Origin of the sequence: Streptomyces aureoversilis (genome assembly GCF_042657885.1) — a bacterium.
Taxonomy (GTDB): Bacteria; Actinomycetota; Actinomycetes; order Streptomycetales; family Streptomycetaceae; genus Streptomyces; species Streptomyces aureoversilis.
Genome location: NZ_JBHSKJ010000011.1, coordinates 45,516 through 67,213, shown reverse-complemented (window position 1 = coordinate 67,213; position 21,698 = coordinate 45,516). Strand labels below are relative to the sequence as shown.

General features: G+C 74.8%; 18 protein-coding genes. 10 read left to right on the top strand and 8 right to left on the bottom strand.

Going from position 1 to position 21,698, the window contains the following annotated elements:
• Positions 1-215 precede the first annotated feature (215 nt).
• Entirely contained in the window at positions 216-845 is a 630-nt protein-coding gene (locus tag ACFPP6_RS20195; RefSeq protein WP_382044156.1) for a HEAT repeat domain-containing protein, read from the top strand.
• Between the two features lie 120 nt (positions 846-965).
• Here the strand turns inward: ACFPP6_RS20195 and ACFPP6_RS20190 are convergent, their stop codons facing one another.
• Positions 966-1,997 (bottom strand): Rv2578c family radical SAM protein, encoded by a 1,032-nt coding sequence (locus tag ACFPP6_RS20190; RefSeq protein ID WP_382044154.1) that lies wholly within the window; start codon positions 1,995-1,997, stop codon positions 966-968.
• A 173-nt stretch (positions 1,998-2,170) separates the two neighbouring features.
• On the opposite strand from ACFPP6_RS20190, the gene ACFPP6_RS20185 reads away from it, so the two are divergent.
• Together ACFPP6_RS20185 and ACFPP6_RS20180 are read left to right on the top strand one after the other, a co-directional pair.
• Positions 2,171-2,614 (top strand): SRPBCC family protein, encoded by a 444-nt coding sequence (locus ACFPP6_RS20185; RefSeq protein WP_382044587.1) that lies wholly within the window; start codon positions 2,171-2,173, stop codon positions 2,612-2,614.
• Between the two features lie 224 nt (positions 2,615-2,838).
• Entirely contained in the window at positions 2,839-5,223 is a 2,385-nt protein-coding gene (locus tag ACFPP6_RS20180; RefSeq protein WP_382044151.1) for an MFS transporter, read from the top strand.
• A 133-nt stretch (positions 5,224-5,356) separates the two neighbouring features.
• Here the strand turns inward: ACFPP6_RS20180 and ACFPP6_RS20175 are convergent, their stop codons facing one another.
• From ACFPP6_RS20175 to ACFPP6_RS20145, 7 genes are read right to left on the bottom strand one after another with little or no spacing between them, the layout of a single operon-like run.
• The gene (locus tag ACFPP6_RS20175; RefSeq protein ID WP_382044148.1) at positions 5,357-5,866 is read right to left on the bottom strand and encodes a flavin reductase family protein; all 510 of its coding nucleotides are present in this window, start codon (positions 5,864-5,866) and stop codon (positions 5,357-5,359) included.
• The gene (locus ACFPP6_RS20170; RefSeq protein WP_382044145.1) at positions 5,863-7,101 is read right to left on the bottom strand and encodes an MFS transporter; all 1,239 of its coding nucleotides are present in this window, start codon (positions 7,099-7,101) and stop codon (positions 5,863-5,865) included. The genes ACFPP6_RS20175 and ACFPP6_RS20170 overlap by 4 nt, the downstream gene beginning before the upstream one ends.
• Positions 7,098-8,297 carry an acyl-CoA dehydrogenase family protein gene (locus tag ACFPP6_RS20165; protein WP_382044142.1) on the bottom strand — a complete coding sequence of 400 codons (1,200 nt, stop codon included), beginning with the start codon at positions 8,295-8,297 and terminating at the stop codon, positions 7,098-7,100. Before ACFPP6_RS20165 ends, ACFPP6_RS20170 begins: the two co-directional genes overlap by 4 nt.
• 55 nt (positions 8,298-8,352) lie before the next feature.
• Positions 8,353-9,534, bottom strand: coding sequence for an acyl-CoA dehydrogenase family protein (locus ACFPP6_RS20160; protein WP_382044139.1), 1,182 nt, complete (start codon positions 9,532-9,534; stop codon positions 8,353-8,355).
• On the bottom strand, positions 9,531-9,794 hold the full coding sequence (locus ACFPP6_RS20155) for an acyl carrier protein (RefSeq protein WP_382044137.1): 264 nt from the start codon (positions 9,792-9,794) through the stop codon (positions 9,531-9,533). The genes ACFPP6_RS20160 and ACFPP6_RS20155 overlap by 4 nt, the downstream gene beginning before the upstream one ends.
• The gene (locus ACFPP6_RS20150; protein WP_382044134.1) at positions 9,791-11,419 is read right to left on the bottom strand and encodes an amino acid adenylation domain-containing protein; all 1,629 of its coding nucleotides are present in this window, start codon (positions 11,417-11,419) and stop codon (positions 9,791-9,793) included. The genes ACFPP6_RS20155 and ACFPP6_RS20150 overlap by 4 nt, the downstream gene beginning before the upstream one ends.
• Positions 11,416-12,210: an alpha/beta fold hydrolase gene (locus ACFPP6_RS20145; RefSeq protein WP_382044131.1), complete on the bottom strand. Its 795-nt coding sequence runs from the start codon at positions 12,208-12,210 to the stop codon at positions 11,416-11,418. Before ACFPP6_RS20145 ends, ACFPP6_RS20150 begins: the two co-directional genes overlap by 4 nt.
• A 427-nt stretch (positions 12,211-12,637) precedes the next feature.
• On the opposite strand from ACFPP6_RS20145, the gene ACFPP6_RS20140 reads away from it, so the two are divergent.
• The 7 genes from ACFPP6_RS20140 (at position 12,638) to ACFPP6_RS20110 (ending at position 21,697) form a co-directional block, all read left to right on the top strand.
• Positions 12,638-13,474 (top strand): M55 family metallopeptidase, encoded by an 837-nt coding sequence (locus ACFPP6_RS20140; RefSeq protein WP_382044584.1) that lies wholly within the window; start codon positions 12,638-12,640, stop codon positions 13,472-13,474.
• Positions 13,467-14,849 (top strand): M20/M25/M40 family metallo-hydrolase, encoded by a 1,383-nt coding sequence (locus ACFPP6_RS20135; RefSeq protein WP_382044128.1) that lies wholly within the window; start codon positions 13,467-13,469, stop codon positions 14,847-14,849. The genes ACFPP6_RS20140 and ACFPP6_RS20135 overlap by 8 nt, the downstream gene beginning before the upstream one ends.
• Before the next feature lie 85 nt (positions 14,850-14,934).
• Positions 14,935-16,923 (top strand): S9 family peptidase, encoded by a 1,989-nt coding sequence (locus ACFPP6_RS20130; RefSeq protein ID WP_382044125.1) that lies wholly within the window; start codon positions 14,935-14,937, stop codon positions 16,921-16,923.
• Positions 16,924-17,145: 222 nt separating this feature from the next.
• Entirely contained in the window at positions 17,146-17,925 is a 780-nt protein-coding gene (locus ACFPP6_RS20125; RefSeq protein WP_382044122.1) for a 2,3-dihydro-2,3-dihydroxybenzoate dehydrogenase, read from the top strand.
• A gap of 246 nt (positions 17,926-18,171) precedes the next feature.
• Positions 18,172-19,392, top strand: a complete 1,221-nt coding sequence (gene dhbC, locus ACFPP6_RS20120) for an isochorismate synthase DhbC (RefSeq protein ID WP_382044119.1) — start codon at positions 18,172-18,174, stop codon at positions 19,390-19,392.
• Positions 19,389-21,038 (top strand): (2,3-dihydroxybenzoyl)adenylate synthase, encoded by a 1,650-nt coding sequence (locus tag ACFPP6_RS20115; RefSeq protein WP_382044117.1) that lies wholly within the window; start codon positions 19,389-19,391, stop codon positions 21,036-21,038. Before dhbC ends, ACFPP6_RS20115 begins: the two co-directional genes overlap by 4 nt.
• Positions 21,039-21,064: 26 nt before the next feature.
• Complete coding sequence (locus ACFPP6_RS20110; RefSeq protein WP_382044115.1) at positions 21,065-21,697, top strand: isochorismatase family protein; 633 nt, start codon at positions 21,065-21,067, stop codon at positions 21,695-21,697.
• Position 21,698 lies beyond the last annotated feature (1 nt).

Below are 21,698 nucleotides of genomic sequence, written 5' to 3'. Positions count from 1 at the left end.
TGTGCGACCGGCAGGCCCTGTCCCGGGGCCGTGCCGTACTCGACGGGCCGAACCGACGAACCGACGTCGAAAGCAGCGGGCGGCTGCGTCACCAGGCCGCCCGAGCGGGGGTGCCGCTCTTGCGGGGAGATTAACTCACGGGTAACCAAGAGCGCCAGGGGCGGGGCCGGCGACTTACGATGTGGCGCAGGCCACTCGGGGAGGAGAAGCGGGCAGTGACAGGAGCCGAGAGGGCAGAAGAGGAATTCCGTGCGCTGGTGAAACGGGTGCGGGCCGAACTGGGCACGTCGGCCGAGTTCTCGGAGTTCGAGCGGCTCCTCGCGCTCGTCCGCTCGCGCGAGGGCGGACCCCCCGCCCGGCGCGCGCGGCGCGACGAGCTCGCCGGGATCCTGGTCGCCCCCGAACGACCGCTGTGGGCCCGCGAGATCGCCGCCTTCGTCCTGGGGGCGGAGGGCGACCGGCGGGCCTTCGAGACCCTGATCCTGCTCCTCAACTACCGTGAGCCGGTGCGCTGCGCCACCGCCGCCTTCGTCCTCGCCCGCCTCGGGGACCCCCGCACCGCCCGCGCGGCCGCGGCCCTCGCCACCAACCCGCTGCGCACCGCCTACGCCCTGCACCCCGTCCGCCTGCTGACCGAGCTGCGCGCACCCGAGTCCGTCCCCGCCCTGCTGGCCACGCTCGAACGGCTGCTGGCGGCCCGCGACCACTGCTGGCCGATAGCCCGCGCCTGCGTGGAGGGCCTGGGCGCCCTGGGGGACCGGCGCGCGGAGGACGCCCTGGTCGCGGCCCGCGCGCACGACCGCCTCCGGGCGGCGGCGCACGAGGCGCTGGAGCGGCTCATGTGACGGGGAGGGGCATCGCGTGGCGCACCTCCGGTACGGGGGTGCCGTCGAGGCGCCCGCGCCCGCAGCGGTGGCCACGGCCGTCGAGGCGCCCGCGGCCGGCTGCCCGGGCGGCGGCGAGCCTCACAGCAGGGTCAGCTGGGTCGCCTGCGGAGGGGCCGGGGCTGGGTCCGGCGGTGGGGCGGGGATGCGGCGGTGGTCTCCGGGGCCCGTGGGGCCTATGCCGAACTCGGCCGCGTATTCGTGGACTTGCCGGGTGATGCGCCGCTGGTACCACTTCGGGGCGTAGGCGCCGTCCGCGTACATCGTCTCGTAGCGCCGCACCAGGTGCGGGTGGTGGCGGGCCAGCCAGGCCGTGAACCACTCCCGCGCGCCCGGCCGCAGGTGGAGCACGAGCGGGGTGACCGAGGTGGCGCCGGAGGCGGCGACGGCGCGCACCGTCGCCCGCAGCTGCTCGGGGGAATCGCCGAGAAAGGGGATGACCGGCGCCATCAGCACCCCGCAGGGGATGCCGTGCTCGGTGAGCGTCCGGACGGCGTCGAGCCGGCGCCCGGGCGAGGGGGTGCCGGGCTCGACCGTGCGCCACAGCTCGCGGTCGAGGAAGCCGACGGACATCGACACCCCGACGTCGGTCACCGTGGCGGCCTCGCGCAGCAGCTCCAGGTCGCGCAGGATCAGCGTCCCCTTGGTGAGGACCGAGAACGGGTTCGCGCGCTCGCGCAGGGCGGAGATGATGCCGGGCATCAGGCGGTAGCGGCCCTCGGCGCGCTGGTAGCAGTCGACGTTGGTGCCCATGGCGATGTGCTCGCCGCGCCAGCGCGGGGCGGCCAGCTCGCGGCGGAGCGCCTCGGGGGCGTTGACCTTGACGACGATCTGGGTGTCGAAGCCGAGGCCGGTGTCCAGGTCGAGGTAGCCGTGCGTCTTGCGGGCGAAGCAGTACACGCACGCGTGCGTGCAGCCGCGGTAGGGGTTCACGGTCCACTCGAAGGGCATCCGGGAGGCGCCCGGCACCCGGTTGACGATCGTCTTCGCCCGGACCTCGTGGAAGGTGACCCCGCGGAACTCGGGGGTGTCGAGGGTGCGCGTCACCACGTCCGTGCCGAAGAGCGCGCCCGGACCGTCGTCGGCGCCGCCGCCGAGGCTGGACCAGCGCATGGCACCTCCTTCACGTCATTCGTTCGAATGTTCGATCCCTCTCGACGAGATTAGAACACATGTTCGTGCGTGGCGAGGGGGCCCGGATTTGGGCGGGTGTGGCGATGGTGGTTGGCTGTGCCGCGTAGCAGGTACGGCAAGCACAGCTTTTTCACATGTCCCGGAGGGCAGCCATGGGCCAGGTCGAGGCCACGACGGAGCGGATCATCGCGGCGGACCCGGAGGAGGTGTTCGACGCGCTGGCGGACTACACCGGCACCCGGGCCAAGCTGCTGCCCGAGCACTTCAGCGAGTACGAGGTGCGCGAGGGCGGGGACGGCGAGGGCACCCTCGTGCACTGGAAGCTCCAGGCCACCAGCAAGCGCGTCCGCGACTGCCTGCTGGAGGTCGCCGAGCCCACCACCGGGCAGCTGGTCGAGAAGGACCGCAACTCCTCCATGGTCACCACCTGGACCGTCACCCCGGCCGGCGAGGGCAAGGCCCGGGTCGTCGTCAGCACCGTGTGGAACGGCGCCGGCGGCATCGGCGGCTTCTTCGAGCGCACCTTCGCCCCCAAGGGCCTCGGCCGTATCTACGACGCCGTCCTCGACAAGCTGGCCGCGGAGACCGAGAAGTAGGCGGCGCGCGGCCGAGAGGCAGTCGGTGGAAGCCCGGACCGGTCGCGGTCCGGGCTTCACCGTTTCGGGTGGTTTCCCCCGGCGCCGCAGGGGGCCGCCGTATGCCTCCGACCGGCGCAAAAGCCCCACCGATGGTCTCTCGGGTCAATCCCCTCGGTTGCCCGCCGTTGTCGCGAAATGCGAGAAAAGGGCGGCGATAGCAGGTGCTACGAGGGGAGCGGCACGTGGGTGGGACCACTTTGGTACAGAGCGACGGGCCGCCGGTGCCCGTCCTGCTCGCACCCGAGGCCGCCCCCGCGCCTCCGGCGCCACCCGAACCCCCCGCCGCCCGGGGGCGGTTGGGCGTGGTCCTCGCCGGCCTGCTGCTCGCCCTGTTCCTCGCCGCGCTCGACCAGACCGTCGTCGCCACCGCCCTCCCGGCCATCGCCGGAGAGCTGCACGGCGCCGGCCGGGCGACCTGGATCATCACGGCCTGCCTGCTCGGCTCCGCCGTCGCCGTCCCCGTGCACGGCCGGCTCGGCGAAACCGCCGGCCGCAAGGGCGTCTTCGCCTTCGCCCTCGTCCTGCTCGTCGCCGGCTCCGCCCTCGCGGCCCGGGCACAGACCATGGACCAGCTCCTCGCCTTCCGCGCCCTCCAAGGCATCGGCGGCGGCGGCGTGCTGGCCGGCGTCCACGCGATCATCGCCGACCTGACCCCCGCCCGCGAGCGCCGCCGCCGCCTCGGCGCGGCCGCCGCCGTCCTCGCACTCGCCTCCCTCGCCGGGCCGCCGCTCGGCGGCCTCCTCACCGACCACGCCTCCTGGCGCTGGTGCTTCCACCTCAACGTCCCCCTGGGCCTGCTCGCCCTCCTCGCGGTCGCCTCCGGACCGCGGCTCCCCCGGCCCGCGCGGCGGGCGCGCTTCGACACCCTCGGCGCGCTGCTCCTCGTCGCCTTCTCGGTCTGCGCGGTCCTGCTGGCCGACCGGGCAGGGACCGCCCCCGCCTGGCACGCGCGCGTCGTCCTCGGCCTCGCCGCCGCCACCCTCGGCACCGCCCTGCTCTTCATCGTCGTCGAGCACCTCGCGGCCGACCCCCTCGTCCCGCCCCGCCTCCTCCGCGACCGCACCTTCCTCGTCTGCGCCGCCCTCGGCGCGGGCACCGGCGCGGCCCTCTTCGGCGCCGTCGGCTGTCTGCCCACCTTCCTGCAGATGGCCGACGGCGCAGGCGCCGTCCGGGCGGGGCTGCTGCTCCTGCCCCTGACGGCCGGCGCCGTCCTCGGCTCCCTCCTCAGCGGGCGGTTCGCCCGGCGCACCCGCCACTGCCGCCTCCACGCCGCCGCCGGCTGCGCCGCGGCCGCCGCCGGGGCGTACGCGCTCTCCCGCCTCGGCACCGGGACCACCTGGCCCGCCTACACCCTCGCGACGGCGGCCCTCGGCGCCGGCACCGGGCTCGCCCTGCCCGCCCTCGCCCGCGCCGTGCGCAACTCCGTGCCCGCCGCGGACCTCGCCGCCGCAGGCGGCGCCACCATGTACCTCCGGCAGCTGGGCGGCGCGCTCGCCGTGGCCTCCCTCGGCGCCCTCCTCGCCCACGGCCTCGCCGGCGGGCCGGGCGGCAGCGGCGGGCCGTCCGCCCCGCACGCGCTCACCCCGCGGCTGCTCCGCGCCCTGCCCGCCGGGCTCCGCAGCGGCTACGTGCACGCCTACGCGGACGCCATGCCGCGGATCTTCCTGTACCTCGTACCCGTCCTCGTCCTGGGCCTTTTACTCGCCTTCCTGCTGAAGGAGAAACCGCCGGTGTCCCAAAACCTCGCCGAAGCCCCCGTCATCCCCTCCGCGCGGACCGCGCCGCCGGAGGAGGATCCCCCCTTCGTCCCGGGCATCCCCGTCACCGGAGTCGTCCAGCACCACGACGGCACCACCGTGCCCCGCGCCGCCCTCACCCTGATCGACAGCGGGGGACGGCAGATCGGGCGCGGGGCCACCGGTGAGGACGGGCGGTACGCCCTCAGCACGCCCGGCACCGGCTCCTACGTCCTCATCGCTGCCGCGGGCGGCCACCAGCCCCAGGCCGTCACCGTCACCGTCGGCGAACGCCCCGTCGAACTCGACGTGGTGCTCGGCGGCGCCGGCCGCCTCGCCGGGACCGTGCTCACCGCCGACGGCTCGCCCGTGCGGGACGCGCTCGTCACCCTCACCAACGTGCACGGCGAGGTCGTCGCCTCCACCCGCACCGGGCGCGACGGCGGCTACGACATCACCGAACTCGTCGCCGGCGAGTACACGCTGGCCGGCAGCGCACCCGTCTTCCGGCCCGCCGCGCTGCCGGTGACCGTCCAGTCCTGCCGCGAGACCCGCCAGGACATCGAGCTCGCCGGAGGGGCCGTCCTGCGCGGCGTCGTCCGGGCGGGCGGCGGCCGGCCGGTCGAGGACGCCCGCGTCACCCTCCTGGACGCCGCGGGCAACGTCGTCGACACCGCCACGACCGGCCCCGACGGGTCCTTCCGCTTCGTGGACCTCTCGGCGGGCGAGTACACCGTCATCGCCGCGGGGTACCCGCCGGTGGCCACGGTGCTCCAGGTCGCCGGCGGAGGCCGCACGGAACGCGACCTCCAACTCGGCCACGCGGACTAGCCGTCCGGCCGGGTCCGGGGGCACCCACGACGCGGGGCCCGGCTCATGCCGGGCCCCGCGTCGTGGCTCTGCCGGGTGCCTGGGCGGGGTTCCGGGGCACCCGGGGCCGTCGCGGGTGGCGGCAGGCGGACCCCTATGGCACCGGCCACGTCGCGTACCGGCGCATTCCGTACAGCAACGGGGGCTGGTCCGCGCCCCGCGTGGTGGTCGTGCGGACTATTTCGCCGATGATCACGGTGTGGTCGCCGACCGGGTCCAGGCGGTGGACGCGGCATTCGGCGGCCGTGTGGGCGTCCTCCGGGAGGAGGGGCAGGCCCGTGGCCGGGGAGGGGCGCCAGGGGACGGCCGAGAAGCGGCCCGCGTCGCGGTGGGCGAAGGCGTCCGCGGCGCGGCGCCCGGCCCCGTGCAGGAGGTTGACGGCGAACCAGCCGCGCCCGGCGAGCACCGGCAGGGTGCTGCCGGTGGTGGAGGCGCACACCAGCAGCAGCGGCGGGTCGAGGGACACGCCGCACCACGCGGTGCAGGCGAAGCCGTACGGGGTGCCGAGGCCGTCGTCCGTGGTGACCACGGCCACCCCGCCGGGATGGGCGGCCATCAGGGCGCGGTAGCTGTCGGGGTCGACGGGGGAGAGCGCGGTGGTCATGGCGGGGTCCTTCGGGTGGGTGTGCGGTTGCCGAGGGCCGCGGTGACGCCGATGCTGCCCAGGCAGAGCACCGTCACCACCCCGGCGAAGACGCCGGCCGCCGTCATGAGCGTGCCTTCGGCCAGCAGCACGGCCACGCCGACGACCGGCACGGTCAGGCCCAGGTACGCGGCGACGAAGTAGCCGGAGACCAGCTCCGAGACGCGGTCGGGCGCGGCCTGGGACGTCACCAGCGCCAGGCCGGACTTGAAGGACGTGCCCGCCCCCGCGCCGCCCAGCACCGAGCCGCACAGGAAGGCGGGCAGGGACGCGGCGGACAGGCCGGTGACGATGAGCCCGAGCCCGAGCGGGACGGCGGTCATGCCCGCGACCAGGCCGGCGCGCGGCGTCATCCGCCCCGCGAGGAGCTGGGCCGCCCCCGCGGAGCCGAAGGCGCTGAAGGCCACCAGGCCGACGGCCAGGTGGCTGTGGTTGTGCAGCCCTTGCACGAGGAAGTTGCCCGCCAGCGCGGCCAGCAGACCCAGCAGCGCGAACGAGGCGAAGACGGCGACCGCCGCGGCGGTGAACGGCCGCCGCACGGCGGGCGGCACGCCGATCCGCTGCGGGCGGATCCCGCCCCCGCGCGCCACGACCCGCTCGGGCAGCAGCACGAGCGCCGCACCCGGCAGCAGCAGGGCGATCAGGACGGTGTACGGCAGCACCTCGGGCGAGGGCGCGTACTCCACGAGGACGCCCGACAGCAGCGCCCCGCTGCCGAGCCCGGCCATGTTGGTGACCGAGGCGATGAGGGCGGCCCGCGGCGGCGAGGGGTGCAGTTCTCTCAGGTACGCGGTGGCGGCGCCGGTCGTCAGGCCCACCGAGACGCCGGAGAGCAGCCGCCCGGCGAACAGCCCCGGCAGGGTGGGCAGGGCGATGAAGACGACGCTGCTCGCCGCGGCCACGACCAGCGCCGGAACGAGCGTGGCGCGCCGCCCGATCTTGTCCGACAGCCCTCCGAACAGCAGCAGGGCGGTCACGATGCCCACCGCGTAGGCCGCGAAGACCAGGGCGACGACCGGCGGGGACAGGTGCAGCCGCTGCGCGTACAGGGCGTAGACGGGCGTGGGCAGGGTGCCGCCGGCCATCACCACGAACAGCACGTACGTGACGGTGGGGACGGCGGTGCGAGGTACGGCGGGCAGGGCGGGGGCCGGGGCCCCCGCCGCGGCGAGCCGCCGCTGTCCGTCGGCCCTCACCAGTCGAAGGCCGTCGCGTCGTACAGGTTCACGCCGAGCGCGGCCTTGCCCAGGTACTCCAGGCACTCCTCCGGTTTGGCGGGCATCACGGAGGCGAAGGACGCCTCCCGCAGCAGCCGTTCGAGCGGCTGCGACCGGCTCACGGCCACCGAGCCGCAGATCCGCACGGCGTCCTGCGCGAGGGCGGGCCCGGTCTCGCCGACGACGTACTTCGCGGCGTGCACCGCGGCGTTGGCCCCGGCGCTGCCGCGCGCGGCGTCCACGCGCGCACCGGCCTCGGCGACCAGGGCCCGGGCGGCACTCAGCCGCGCGGACATCCGGCCGAGCTCGCGCTGCAGCACCGGCGACCCCGCGCGCCGCGGCGAGGCGGCCACGTGGTCCGTGGTGAAGCGGAGGATCGCCTCGGCGATGCCCAGGTAGGCGCCCGTGTACCCGGCGATCATCCAGTGGGGTTCGCGCACCAGCTTGTACAGGGACATCCCCTCGACGCCGAGGAAGAGCCGGGAGCGCGGCACGGTCACCGCGTCCAGGGTCATGCCCGCGGTGCTGGTGCCGTACATGGCGGACAGGTTGTGCACCTCCCCGAAGCTCACGCCGGGGTCGTCCGCGGCGACGACGAAGTGCGAGACCTCGCCGCTGCCTTCGGTGCCCTCGGCGCGGGCGGCGACCACGTAGTAGTCGGCGACGCCCGCCAGCGAGACGAAGGACTTCTCGCCGGTGATGACGTACCCGCCGTCCTCGGTGCGGCGGTAGGAGGTGCGCACGCCGCGGAGCTTGGCGCCGCTGCCGGCCTCGGAGGTGGCGGATGCGAACAGCTTGCGCCCGTGGACCACCTCGTCGAAGAGCCAGGACCGGAAGGCCTCCGCCGCGGGCGGCAGGGGCGTGCCGGCGGACTCGCACAGGGAGCCGATCGCGACGTTGTGCATGTTGAAGCCGAGGGCGGCGGCGCCGTTGTGCGCGCCCAGCACGGCGAGCACCCGGGAGTACGCGGCGAAGCCGAGCCCGGCCCCGCCGGCCTCGCGGGGCACGAGCAGGCCGAGCAGCCCGGCCTCGCGCAGGAGGCGGTAGGTCTCGTGGCCGGTGGATCGGCCCGCGTCCACCTCGGCGGCGAACGGGGCGAGGGCCGCCCCGGTCGCCTCGGCGACGTCGAGCAGTTCGTCGAATTCGGCGGGCGGCAGCTCGGTGGGCAGGGACATGGCCATGAGGGGCCTTTCGGAAATCGGGTTCCCGGCTCGGGAATCGGTTCGCGAATCAGTTTTCGACGGGGAGCCCGAATTCACGGGCGACCCCGATGCGCAGCAGGTCGTTGGGGCCTGCATAAGTGAGCGCCGCCATGGGGCTGTGCAGATCGGCGGGCAGTTCGGAATCGGCGATGAAGGCCCGTACGCCCGACAGCGCGGTGGCGTGCTCGGTCAGCCGTACGTAGTCCTCGGAGACGGAGATCTTGGTCAGGGCGGCCTCGGCCGACAGCCGGCGGGTGGGCGTCCCCGCGTCGAGCCGCGCCGCCATGGCGTACAGCAGCGTGCGGGAGCGGTGCAGGACGAGCGCCATGTCGCTGATGCGGGCGGCCACTTGGTGGCTGGAGCCCATGCGGCGGCCGAAGTGGCCGCGCCCGCAGGCCCAGTCCGTCAGGCGCTGCAGGGTGCGGCGCATCGGGCCGAGGGCGTAGCCGAGCAGCAGGGCCCGCTCCCAGGTGGTGGTGGAGGAGAGGATCGCCAGGCCCGATCCCTCGCCGCCCACCAGGCTGCCCGCGTCCAGCCGTACGCCGTCGAAGACGAGCTCGCCCATCGGCACGCCGGGCAGCGCGGTCTTGGCGAAGGCGTCGGCACGGGTGACGCCCGGGGTGGCGACGGGGAACAGGAAGGCGGACAGGGAGAAGGGCGAGCGGCCCTGCTCGGTGCGGGCGAAGACGAGGGCCAGGTCGGCCACGGGGGCGGCGGTGATGAAGGTCTTGGCACCCTCCAGTACGTAGCCGTCGCCGTCGCGCGTGGCACGGGTGTCCATCGACAGCGGGTCGCTGCCGCCCTTGCGCTCGGTGAGGGCGTGGCACAGCAGCTCCCGCCCCTCCTGGATGCGGGCGACGGACCGCCACGCGCCGGATGGGAGCACGGCGCGCAGCGGGTACTCCATGCCGAACACCTGGGAGGCCATGGCGTAGACGACGCCGGGGTCGGCGCCGGCCAGGCCGATGCCCTCGACCATGGCCAGCGAGCGGGTGACGGGCCCGGGGCCGGCGGCGTCCGCGGACGCCCCCGGCTTGGGTGCCGGGGGGTCCAGACGGAGCACGCCGAGTCCGGCCAGGGCCTCCCACTGGTCGCGGAAGCCCTTGCCGGTCAGCTGCTCCACCAGGGGCAGCGCCCGGTCGCGGTACTCGTCCACCACGGCCTCGGTCCCCGGGGGACCGGAGCGCAGCAGGCGATCGGCGGCGCTCACCGGGTCACTCCCGCCCGGAGCTCCTCCAGCACGCCCCACAGCGCCTGCGGGCTGCGGAAGTTGGCCGCGACGATCTCGGTGTCCGGCAGCACGATGCCGGCCTGCGCGTCGAGCGCGGCGACGATCTGCATGATGGACAGCGAGTCCAGCAGGCCCTGTTCGAGCAGCGGGGTGTCGGGCCGCAGCTGCCGGGGCTCCTCGCCGCGCCCCCAGGTGATCTTGCTGCTGATCAGGGTGCAGAGGTCCTCTACGGTGTTCACGCTCGGGCTCCTTCTGTGGGAGTGGTGGACGGGGCAGGCGGTAGGGGCCCGTCGGTGCGGGCGGCGAGCGCGCGGCGGTCGACCTTGCCGCGGGCGTTGAGGGGCAGGGCGGCGGCGGGGACGACGCGGTCGGGCAGCATGCGCAGCGGCAGGAGCCCGCGCAGACCGGCGAGGACCTCCTCGGCGAACCCGGAGGAGGTCTCCGCGGCGGCCGCGGCTCCCGTCCCGCCCCCGCCGCCCTGGACGTACGCCCAGATCTCGCCGTGGTGCGCGCCGTCCTTGGCGACGACCGCGGCGGCGGTGACGCCGGGCAGCGCGAGCACGGCGCTCTCGACGTCGAGCAGGTCGATGCGGTGGCCGCGCCGCTTGACCTGGGTGTCGCCGCGGCCGCGCAGGAACACGCGGCCGTCGGCGGTGATGCGGCCGATGTCGCCGGTGGCGTAGGCGCGGCGGGCGACGCCGTCGCGGAAGCGCACCGTGCGGGTGGGGTCGGTGAGGGTCCCGTCCTGCAGGTAGCCCTGGAAGACGGTGGCACCGGCGACGTGGATCTCGCCGGTTCCGTCGGTGGGCAGGCCGTCCTCGCCGAGGACGTCGACGACGTCGCCGTCGACGGCCCGGCCGATGGTGACCTCCTGGTCGGCGGTCCAGTCTGCGGGCACCCGGCTGTACGTGCAGACGTTGGTCTCCGTCGGCCCGTAGAGGTTGTACAGCGGTACGTCGCCCAGGAGCCGCAGGTAGCGCTCCAGGGGGCGGGGGGCGAAGGGTTCGCCCGCGAAGGCCGCCACGCGCAGGGAGGGCGGGAAGTCCTCTGCGATGCCGCCGCGTTCGAGCATGCCCTGGTAGAGGGAGGGCACCGCGTAGAAGGCGGTGATCCGCTGCTCGTGGAGCCAGCCGACGACGTCGCGCGGGAAGGCCCGCAGGACGTCGGGCATGAGGACGGCGCAGGCACCCGCCGCGGCGGTGCTGAACAGGTCGAAGGTCGTGAGGTCGAAGGTCAGCGCGGCCTGCGAGCCCACGCGGTCGGTCTCCGTCAGCCCGAGCTCGGCGGCGGCCCACAGCGCGAAGTGGGCGACGTTGGCGTGCGAGAGGAGCACCCCTTTGGGGCGGCCGGTGCTGCCGGAGGTGAACAGGACGTAGCCGCCGCTGCCGGCGGGCGCGGGCAGCGGGGCGGGCTTGTCCGCGCCCGCGAGCGTGCGAACCAGGTTCAGGCCGTGGTCCAGGGCGCCCTCTTCCGGCTCCGGGCCCGCGCCCGCCTCGGCGGCGGCGCGGCGGCAGCCCTCCAGGGAGCGGTCAGAGGCGAGCAGCAGGGAGATCCCGGCGCCGCGCACCATGTGGGCCGTGCGGACGGGCGGGTCGGCGACGTCGAGCGGGGCCACGACGGCCCCGGCCCGCAGTGCGGCGTAGATGCCGAGGACCGCCTCGGGGCCCTTGGGGGCCAGGACGCCCACCCGGTCCCCGGCCTCCAGGCCGGCCGCGCGGAGCTGCCGGGCCAGATCCCCGACGGCGCGGTCGAGTTCGGCGTAGGTCCAGGTGCGGCCCCGGGCGGTGAGGGCGGGGCGGGAGGGGTGCCGTCGCGCGGACGCGGCGAGCAGGCCGTCCAGGCGGACGTCGTCGAGGTCGCTCATGGCCGGATCTCCTGGTGCGTCGCCCGGCCGGCGGGGCCGGGGGCGGTGGCGAGGAAGGTCTGGACGGCGTCGACGACGTCGTCGGGCCGTTCGAGGTGCGGGGCGTGGCCGCAGCCGGCCAGCTCCAGGCGCTGCACGGGCCCGCCGAGGGCTCGCTCGGCGGCGTCGAGGTGGGCGAAGGTGCCGTACGGGTCGCTGTCGCCCTGGACGAGGAGGACGGGGGCGGTGGCGCCGGCGAGATCGCCCTCGATGTCCCAGTCACGGAAGGCCTCGGAGAGCCACAGCCCGCTCCAGCGCCGGAACACGGTGAGCGGGTCCTGGTGGTAGAAGGCCAGCTCCTTGGCGAGCGGCCCGGACGCGTGGGCCTCGCGGGCCGCGGCGACGCCGCGGAGCGTCCGCGGCTCGGCGAACAGGTGCGGGGCGAGGGCGACGACGGCTTCGACGGGGTGCCCGGCCGCGTGCAGCAGCGCGATCGAGGCGCCTTCGCTGTGGCCGACGAGCACGGGGCGGTGGACGCCGAGCCGGTCGAGCAGCTCGGGGAGGACCTCGTGGGCCTCCTCGTGCAGGGAGCGCGGGGTGCGCTCCTGCGGGGCCGGGCCCGAACCGCCGTGCCCGTGGCGGGAGAAGACCAGGGCCCGGCGGCCGGTGGCCGCCGCCAGGCGGGCCGGGAAGCGCCGCCACATGGCGATGCAGCCGAGGCCTTCGTGGAGGAGGACGAGCGGGGCGGCTCCGGAGTCGCCTTCGAGGACGGTGTATTCGACAGGCCCTCGGGATATCGCGATGGTGGGCATGAAGTGTCCTTGGTGTGAGGGCCGGTTGTCCGAAAGGAAGCGCCGGCCGTCGCCGGGAACCGATAATTGCGAAGGTCAATGGCGGCGTCAACTGCTTTATTTTTTCATGGGGTTGAGGCAACCGTTCCGAGGGGCGTGGTAAAATGCGGCAAAACTTGGAATATGTAATTCCCCCGCATGGATATGGAGGTTTGCCTCCATGGCGCGGCGGTGTCTTCCGCCACCGCAGGGCGGGGTCGGGAGGGAATGCCGCCGCCTGTTCCGCGGCCCGCCGAACGCCTGATCGAGCGCGGTGTCCGGCGCGGCCTCCGTCCCGCAGGTGCTCCGCATCCTTCCGCCGGACGGCCGAGTCCCGCCGCAAGCCCGTTGCGGCGACTGTGCCAGGACCCGTGCGGACGCCTGTCACCTGCGGTAGGACTGAGGCATGGTGAAGATCCTGATCTCCGCGGACATGGAGGGCGCCACCGGTGTCACCTGGCCGGCCGACGTGCTGCCCGGCGCCTCGCAGTGGGAACGGTGCCGCCATCTGTTCACCTCGGACGTGAATGCGGCCGTCGCGGGCTTCTACGACGGAGGGGCCGACGAGGTCGTCATCAACGAAGCGCACTGGGGGATGCGCAATCTGCTGCTGGAGAAACTGGACGACCGGGCCCAGATGCTCACCGGCAGGCACAAGAGCCTGAGCATGGTCGAGGGCGTGCAGCACGGCGATGTCGACGGCATCGCCTTCGTGGGCTATCACACGGGGGCCGGCACCCCGGGCGTCCTCGCCCACACCTACCTCGCCAACACCATCACCGGCGTCTGGGTGGACGGCGCGCGGGCGAGCGAGGGGTTGCTCAACTCCCTCGTCGTCGCGGAATACGGTGTCCCTGTGGTGTTGGTGACGGGCGACGACCTGACCTGTGCGGACGCCAAGGGATATGCCCCGCTGGCCCGTTCGGTGGCCGTCAAGGACTGTGTCTCCCGCTATGCGGCCGTCTGCCGAACCCCCGCGCGCACGGCCGCGGACATCCGCGCCGCGGCCCGGGAGGCGACGGCCCTGGCCGTGCGGTACGAGCCCGTCACCGGCGGCGGCCCCTTCACCGTCGACATCGAGTTCGACGCCGACCACCTGGCCGGGGCGGCGACGGTGATCCCGGGCGTCGTGCCCAGCGGCGAGCGCCGGGTCTCGTACACCACGGCGACCATGTACGACGGCATCCGCTGCTTCAAGGCGGTCACGACCGTCGTGTCGGCCGCGGTGGAGGAGCAGTATGGCTGAGATCACGACGGAAGAGGCGGTAGGAGCGGAGCAGGCGGACGCCCGGGCGGATGCCCGGGTGGACGAGCGCGCCCTCGACGAGGCGGTGCGCTTCACCTCCGATCTGATCCGCATCGACACGACCAACCGCGGCGCGGGCGACTGCCGGGAGCGGCCCGCCGCCGAGTACGTGGCCGCGGCGCTGAGCGAGGCCGGCATCGAGCCGGTGCTGCTGGAGAAGGAGCCCGGCCGGACGAACGTGGTCGCCCGCGTCCCGGGCACCGACCCGGGCGCCCCCGCGCTGCTCGTCCACGGCCACCTCGACGTGGTCCCCGCCGACCCCGCCGAGTGGAGCGTCCACCCCTTCTCGGGCGAGGTCCGCGACGGCGTGGTGTGGGGCCGCGGCGCCGTCGACATGAAGAACACGGACGCCATGGTCCTGTCGGTCGTCCGGGCCTGGGCGCGCACCGGCGCCCGGCCCCCGTGCGACATCGTGCTCGCCTTCACCGCCGACGAGGAGGACCGGGCCTGGACGGGCGCCGCCTTCCTGGCCGAGGAGCACCCGGGCCTGTTCGAGGGCTGCCGGTACGCGATCGGCGAGTCGGGCGCCTACACCTTCCACGCGGACGGCGGGCTGCGGCTGTACCCGGTGGCGGCGGGGGAGCGGGGCACGGCCTGGCTCAAGCTCACGGCGCGCGGCAGGGCGGGCCACGGCTCGAAGCCCAATGAGGCCAACGCCGTCACCCGGCTGGCCGAGGCGCTGGCCCGGATCGGCAGGCACCGCTGGCCGGTGCGGCTGTCCCCGGTCGTGCGCGCCGCCCTCGTGGAGATCGCCGCCCTGCACGGCATCGAGGCCGACCCCGGCGCTCCGGGCTTCGACGCCGACGCGCTGCTGGAGGAGCTGGGCTCCGCGGCCCGGCTCCTGGCCCCGACGGTCCGCAACAGCTCCAACCCGACGATGCTGGACGCGGGGTACAAGGTCAACGTGATCCCGGGGGCCGCCGTCGGGCACGTGGACGGGCGCGTCGTGCCGGGCGGCGAGGAGGAGTTCCGCACCACGCTCGACGGGCTCACCGGGCCGCACGTGGAGTGGGAGTACTACCAGAAGGGCACGGCGCTGCAGGCCCCGCTCGCCACCCCGCTGTTCGCCCTGATGCGGGAGGCGCTCGAGCGCTTCGACCCCGAAGGGCACGCGGTGCCGTTCTGCATGTCCGGCGGCACCGACGCCAACCAGTTCTCGCGGCTGGGCATCGACTGCTACGGGTTCGCCCCGCTGAAGCTGCCCCCGGGCTTCGACTACCAGGCGCTGTTCCACGGCGTCGACGAGCGGGTGCCCTGCGACGCGCTGCACTTCGGCGTGCGGGTGCTCGACCACTTCTTGATGAATGCGGCCTGACGAACGCAGCTTGCCGCACACGGCTTGACGAACACAGCGTGACGACCACGGCCTGACGGGCCGTTTCGAGGAGGCGTAACAGATCATGGTGTCCACGGCGCCCTACGGAGCCTGGCAGTCCCCGGTCGGCGCGGAGCTCGCCGCGTCGGCCGGCGGCGGACCCGACTTCGTGGGAACGGTCGGCGACGAGCTGTGGTGGGCCGCACCACGCCCGGCGGAGGAGGGCCGCTTCACCCTCGTGCGGCGGCGGGCCGGAGGGGCCGAGGAGACGGTGCTGCCCGCCCCCTGGAACGTGCGCAACCGGGTGCTGGAGTACGGCGGCCTGCCGTGGGCGGCGGTGGCCCGCGCCTCCGGCGGCCCGCTGGTGGTCTTCACCCACTTCGCCGACCAGCGGCTCTACGCCTTCGAGCCCGACGTCCCCGGTGCCGTTCCGCGGCCCCTGACCCCGCTGTCGTCGGTGGGGGGCGGGCTGCGCTGGGCCGATCCGGTGCTGCTGCCCGGCCGCGGCGAGGTGTGGTGCGTGCTGGAGGAGTTCACCGGCGAGGGGCCGTGCGACGTGCGCCGGCTGCTCGCGGCCGTCCCGCTGGACGGCTCCGCGGCACGGGACCGTGGGGCCGTCCGGGAGCTGACCGACGGCCGGAACCGCTTCGTCACCGGGCCGCGGCTCTCCCCGGACGGCCGGCAGGCGGCCTGGATCGCCTGGGACCACCCCCGGATGCCCTGGGAGGGCACCGAGCTGAAGACCGCTCAGGTCTGCGCGGACGGCCGGCTCGCGGACGCCCGTACGGTCATGGGCGGGCCCGAGGAGTCCGTGGCCCAGGTGGAGTGGGCCGAGGACGGCTCGCTGGTCGCGGCGAGCGACCGCACCGGCTGGTGGAACCTCTACCGCGTCGACCCGGCGACGGGGGAGAGCACGGCGCTGTGCCGCCGCGAGGAGGAGTTCGCGGGGCCGCTGTGGCGCGTGGGGACGCGCTGGTTCGCGCCGCTGCCGGGAGGGCTCGTCGCCGCGCTCCACGGCCGCGGCGCCGCGGTCCTCGGCGTCCTCGACCCCCGCAGCGGGGAGATCGCGGACGTCGCCGGGCCGTGGACCGAGTGGGCGCCGACCCTCGCCGTGAGCGGCACCCGTGCCGTGGGTGTCGCCGCGAGCCCGCACAGCGCGTACGAGGTCGTCGAGCTCGACGTGTGCACGGGCCGGGCCCGGACCGTCGGCGCCCGCCACACCGACCGCGTGGACCCCGCCTATTACCCCGAGCCGCTGACGCGCACCTTCGGCGGGCCGGGCGGGCGCGAGGTGCACGCCCACCTCTACCCGCCGCGCAACCCCGGCCACGCCGCCCCGGACGGGGAGCTGCCGCCGTACGTGGTGTGGGCGCACGGCGGCCCCACCGGCCGCACGCCCCTCGTCCTCGACCTGGCGGTCGCCTTCTTCACCTCCCGCGGCATCGGCGTCGCCGAGGTGAACTACGGCGGCTCGACCGGCTACGGGCGCGCGTACCGCGAGCGGCTGCGCGGGCAGTGGGGCGTGGTGGACGTCGAGGACTGCGCGGCGGTGGCCGCGGCGCTGGCCCGCGAGGGCGTCGCCGACCCGGCCCGGATCGCGATCCGCGGCGGCAGCGCGGGCGGCTGGACGGCGGCGGCCTCGCTCGCCGCCACCTCGCTCTACGCCTGCGGCACCATCCTCTACCCGGTGCTGGACCCGGAGGCCTGGACGGCGGAGGGCGGCACGCACGACTTCGAGTCGCGCTACCTGGAGTCGCTGATCGGCCCCCGCGAGGAGGTGCCCGAGCGCTACCGGGAGCGCTCGCCGCTGCACCGGGCGAGCCGGATCTCCGCGCCCTTCCTGCTGCTGCAGGGGCTGGCCGACCCCGTCTGCCCGCCCGCGCAGAGCGAGCGGCTGCTGGCGGCGATGGCCGGCCGCGGGGTGCCGCACACCTACATCGCCTTCGAGGGCGAGGGCCACGGCTTCCGCCGGGCCGCCACGGTCGTGCGCGCGCTGGAGGCGGAACTGTCCCTGTACGCACAGACCTTCGGGGTCGCCGCGCCGGGCATGGCGGCCCTGGAGCTCGTGACCTGACGGGCCGGAACCTCGCGCCCCGCAGGGGGTGGCCGCCGGGCAGCCGGGGGCCACCCCCCTATAGGCAAGAGCGTGAGGTTAGCCTAACCTAAGCCTTGCTCGTGCGCCCCCCGCGCACGGATGGAGCAAGGCGCCCCCTCCGTGCGGCCGTTCGATCCGGCCGGGCGGGTCATGTAAGGTAAGGCTTACCTTAGTTCGAATTGGGAATCGGGGGAACCGCAAGTGCAGGAGTCAGAACTCTCCGGCCGCGTCGCGCTGGTCACCGGCGCCGGCCAGGGCATAGGCGAGGCCGTGACCCGTGCCCTCGTCGCCCGGGGAGCGCGCGTCGCGGCCCTCGACTGGACCCCGGACGGGATCAAGGACCTGGAGGCCGAATTCGGCCGCGACAAGGTCACCGCCCACACCGCCGACGTCGCCGACAGCGCCGCCGTCGAGGCCGTCGTCGAAGAGGTCGAGGACACCCTCGGCCCCCTCGCCATCCTCGTCAACGTCGCCGGGGTGCTGCGCACCTCGCCCGTCGTCGACATCACCGACGACACCTGGCACCGCACCTTCGCCGTGAACTCCACCGGCGTCTTCAACGCCTCGCGCGCCGCGGCCCGCCGCATGACGGAGCGTCGCTCCGGCTGCATCGTCACCGTCGGCTCCAACGCCGCCGGCGTGCCGCGCACCAGCATGGCCGCGTACGCCGCCTCCAAGGCCGCCGCCACCATGTTCACCAAGTGCCTCGGGCTCGAGCTCGCCCGCAGCGGCATCCGCTGCAACGTCGTCTCGCCCGGCTCCACCGACACCGCCATGCAGCGCGGGCTGTGGGCCGACGAGGAGGCGCCCCAGCGCGTCATCGACGGCGACCCCGAGTCGTACCGCGTCGGCATCCCCCTCGGCCGGATCGCCGAGCCCGCCGACATCGCCGACGCCGTCGCCTTCCTCGTCTCCGACCGCGCGCGGCACATCACGATGCACGACCTCTACGTCGACGGCGGCGCCACGCTGCGCGCCTGAGCGCACCGTTGTCCGGGGCTCCGCCCCGGACCCCGGTCCTCAATCGCCGGACGGGCTCAAGGAATTTGAGCCCGTCCGGCGACTGAGGACACCGCGCGCAGCGCGGTGCGGGGGGTTGGGGGCGCGCCCCCAAGAAACGGCGAAAGGGCGGGTCAGGGGCACCGATGGCCCACAAGGCCGGCCCCCACCCGGACACTTCACGAAACACCACCCGGTGCGACCCACCGGAGGAACGGAGCAGTAAAGGTGACCACCGCTCACCACGTCGCGGATCGGCCGGGCGGCAGCGAGCCCGGCACCCCCGTCGGGGGTGACACCGTCGGCGCCGCGACCTCGCTCCTCGACGCCTACGAACCCGGGCGCGCCCGGTTCTTCGCCTCGCCCACCCGCACCCTCCTCGCCCACGGCGTGCGCGCCGAAGTGCCGCACGGCACCGCCCCCGTGGCGCAGCGCGTCGCCGAGACGCTCGCCGCCCGGGTGCTGGCCGGCGACGAGGCGCCGGTCGTCGTCGGCGCGGTCCCCTTCGACCAGGGCGCGCCCGCCGCGCTGGCCGTGCCCGAGGCCGTCCGCTGGGCGCCGCCGCTCGCCGAGGACCCCCTGATCGCCCTGCCCGCGGCCGCGCCCGGCGCCGCCCGCTGGGACGTGCGGCCCGTGCCCGAGCCCGCCGGCTACGGCGCCGCGGTCGCCGAGGCCGTCGCCCGCATGCAGCGCGGCGACTTCGCCAAGGTCGTCCTCGCCCGCACCCTGGAGCTGTCCTCCGACCGCGACCTCGACCTGCCGGCCCTCCTGCAGCGCCTGGCCCGCCGCGACCCGGCCGGCTACACCTTCGCCCTGCCCACCGGCCCCGGCCGCACCCTGCTCGGTGCGAGCCCCGAGCTGCTGGTCTCCCGCCGGGGCGGCACCCTGGTGGCCAACCCGCTGGCCGGCTCCACGCCGCGCAGCGCCGACCTCGCCGAGGACGTCCGCCGCGCCGCCGCCCTCCTGCAGTCGGAGAAGGACCTGCACGAGCACGCCGTCGTCGTCGACGCCGTCCGCGAGGCCCTCGCCCCGTACTGCCGCACGTTGCACGTGCCCGAGCGCCCCACGCTGGTGCGCACCGCCGCCATGTGGCACCTGTCGACGACCGTCACCGGCGAGCCGGCCGACCCCGCGGTGTCCGCGCTGGAGCTGGCCTCCGCGCTGCACCCCACGCCCGCCGTCTGCGGCACCCCGACCGCCACCGCGCGCGGCGTCATCGGCGAGCTGGAGCCCTTCGACCGCGGCTTCTTCACGGGCATGGTCGGCTGGGGCGACGCGAACGGCGACGGCGAATGGGTCGTCACCATCCGCTGCGCCGAGGCGGAGGAGCGCACCCTGCGGCTGTACGCGGGCGCGGGTGTCGTCGCGCAGTCCTCGCCGGAGGCCGAGACGGCCGAGACCGGCGCCAAGTTCCAGACGTTCCTGCAGGCTGTGGGGGTTGACCAGTGACCGAGACGACCGACGCTCCGGGCTATCCGGCCGAGTTCGCCGAGCGCTACCGCGCGGCGGGCTACTGGCGTGGAGAAACGTTCGGGCAGATGCTGCGCGACCGCGCGCAGGCCCACCCGGACCGGATCGCGATCGTGGACCCCGCCGGCGACGGGCGGCGCTGGACGTACGGCGAGCTCGACCTGCGCGCCGACCGGCTGGCCGCCGGCTTCCTGGCCCGCGGCATCGGCAAGGGCGACCGCGTCGTCGTCCAGCTGCCGAATGTCGCCGAGTTCTTCGAGGTCGTCTTCGCGCTCTTCCGTATCGGCGCCCTGCCCGTCTTCGCGCTGCCCGCCCACCGCGAGACCGAGATCCGCCACTTCTGCGCCTTCACCGAGGCCGCGGCCTACGTCATCGCCGACGTCAGCGAGGGCTACGACTACCGCGAGCTGGCCACGAAGGTCCGCGCCGAGGTCCCCGGCCTCAAGCACGTCTTCGTCGCCGGCGAGCCCGGCGAGCACACCGCGCTGGCCGGCGTCCCCACCGAGCCGGTGGCCGTCGAGAACGCCCCGGCCCCGCACGAGCTGGCCTTCCTCCAGCTCTCCGGCGGCTCCACGGGCGTGCCCAAGCTCATCCCGCGCACCCACGACGACTACATCTACTCGCTGTGGGGCTCCAACGAGATCTGCGGCGTGGACGAGAACAGCGTCTACCTCTGCGCGCTGCCCGCCGCCCACAACTTCCCCCTGAGCTCCCCGGGCACCCTCGGCGCGCTCTACGCCGGCGCCCGCGTCGTCCTCGCCCCCCGCCCCAGCCCCGACGTGGCCTTCCCGCTGATCGCCGCCGAGGGCGTCACGATCACCGGCCTGGTGCCCCCGCTCGCCCTCGTGTGGACCGAGGCCGCGGCGGAGACCCCGCACGACCTGAGCAGCCTTCAGGTCCTGCTGGTGGGCGGCGCGAAGTTCAGCGAGGAGGCGGCCCGCCGGGTGCGCCCGGCCCTCGGCTGCACCCTCCAGCAGGTCTTCGGCATGGCGGAGGGCCTGGTGAACTACACCCGGCTGGACGACCCCGAGGCCACGATCGTCACCACCCAGGGCCGCCCCATCTCACCCGACGACGAGATCCGCATCGTCGACGACGAGGACAACGAGCTGCCCGCGGGCGGGACCGGCCACCTGCTGACCCGCGGCCCGTACACCATCCGCGGCTACTGGCGGGCCCCCGAGCACAACGCGACGGCCTTCACCGCCGACGGCTTCTACCGCACCGGCGACGTCGTCCGGATGACGGAGACGGGCCACATCGTCGTCGAGGGACGGGCCAAGGACCAGATCAACCGCGGCGGCGAGAAGGTCGCCGCCGAGGAGATCGAGAACCACATCCTCGCCCACCCGGCCGTACACGACGTCGCCGTCGTCTCCATGCCCGACGCCTACCTGGGCGAGCGCACCTGCGCCTACGTCGTCCTGCGCGAAGGGGCCGGGACCGTCAAGTCGATCGCCATCAAGAAGTTCGTCCGCGAGCGCGGCCTCGCCGCCTTCAAGGTCCCCGACCGGGTGGAGTTCGTGACGGAGTTCCCGCAGACGGGCATCGGCAAGGTGTCGAAGAAGGACCTCCGCGCGGCCATCGCCGCACAGGTCGCCGCCGCAGCAGCAGCACAGCACTGAGAACCGAGAAAGGCTCACCGACCACCATGGCACTTCCTGCCATCGCCCCGTATCCCATGCCGCGGGAGGCCGACCTCCCCGCGAACAAGGTCGGCTGGACCGTCGACCCGAGCCGCGCGGTGCTGCTCGTGCACGACCTGCAGAACTACTTCCTCGACGCGTTCGAGGCCGGGGCGTCGCCCGTCACCGAGCTGCTCGCCAACGTCGCCGCGGTGAAGAAGGACTGCGACCGCCTCGGCGTCCCCGTCGTCTACTCCGCCCAGCCCGGCGGCCAGAGCCCCGCCGAGCGCGGCCTGCAGCAGGACTTCTGGGGCCCCGGCCTGCCGGACGACGAGCGCGCCAAGGCCATCGCCGACGCCGTCGCGCCGACGGCCGCCGACACGGTCCTGACCAAGTGGAAGTACAGCGCCTTCGTGCGGACCGACCTCGCGGAGCGCATGGCCGCCCAGGGCCGCGACCAGCTGATCATCGTCGGCGTGTACGCGCACATCGGCGTCATGATGAGCGCCTGCGACGCCTGGATGCGCGACATCCAGTCCTTCCTCGTCGCCGACGCCGTCGCCGACTTCTCGGCCGAGGACCACGCCATGGCGCTGCGCTGGGCTGCCGCCAAGTGCGCCGTGGTGACCACCACCGACCGGCTCTTCGAAGGGGCGTAAC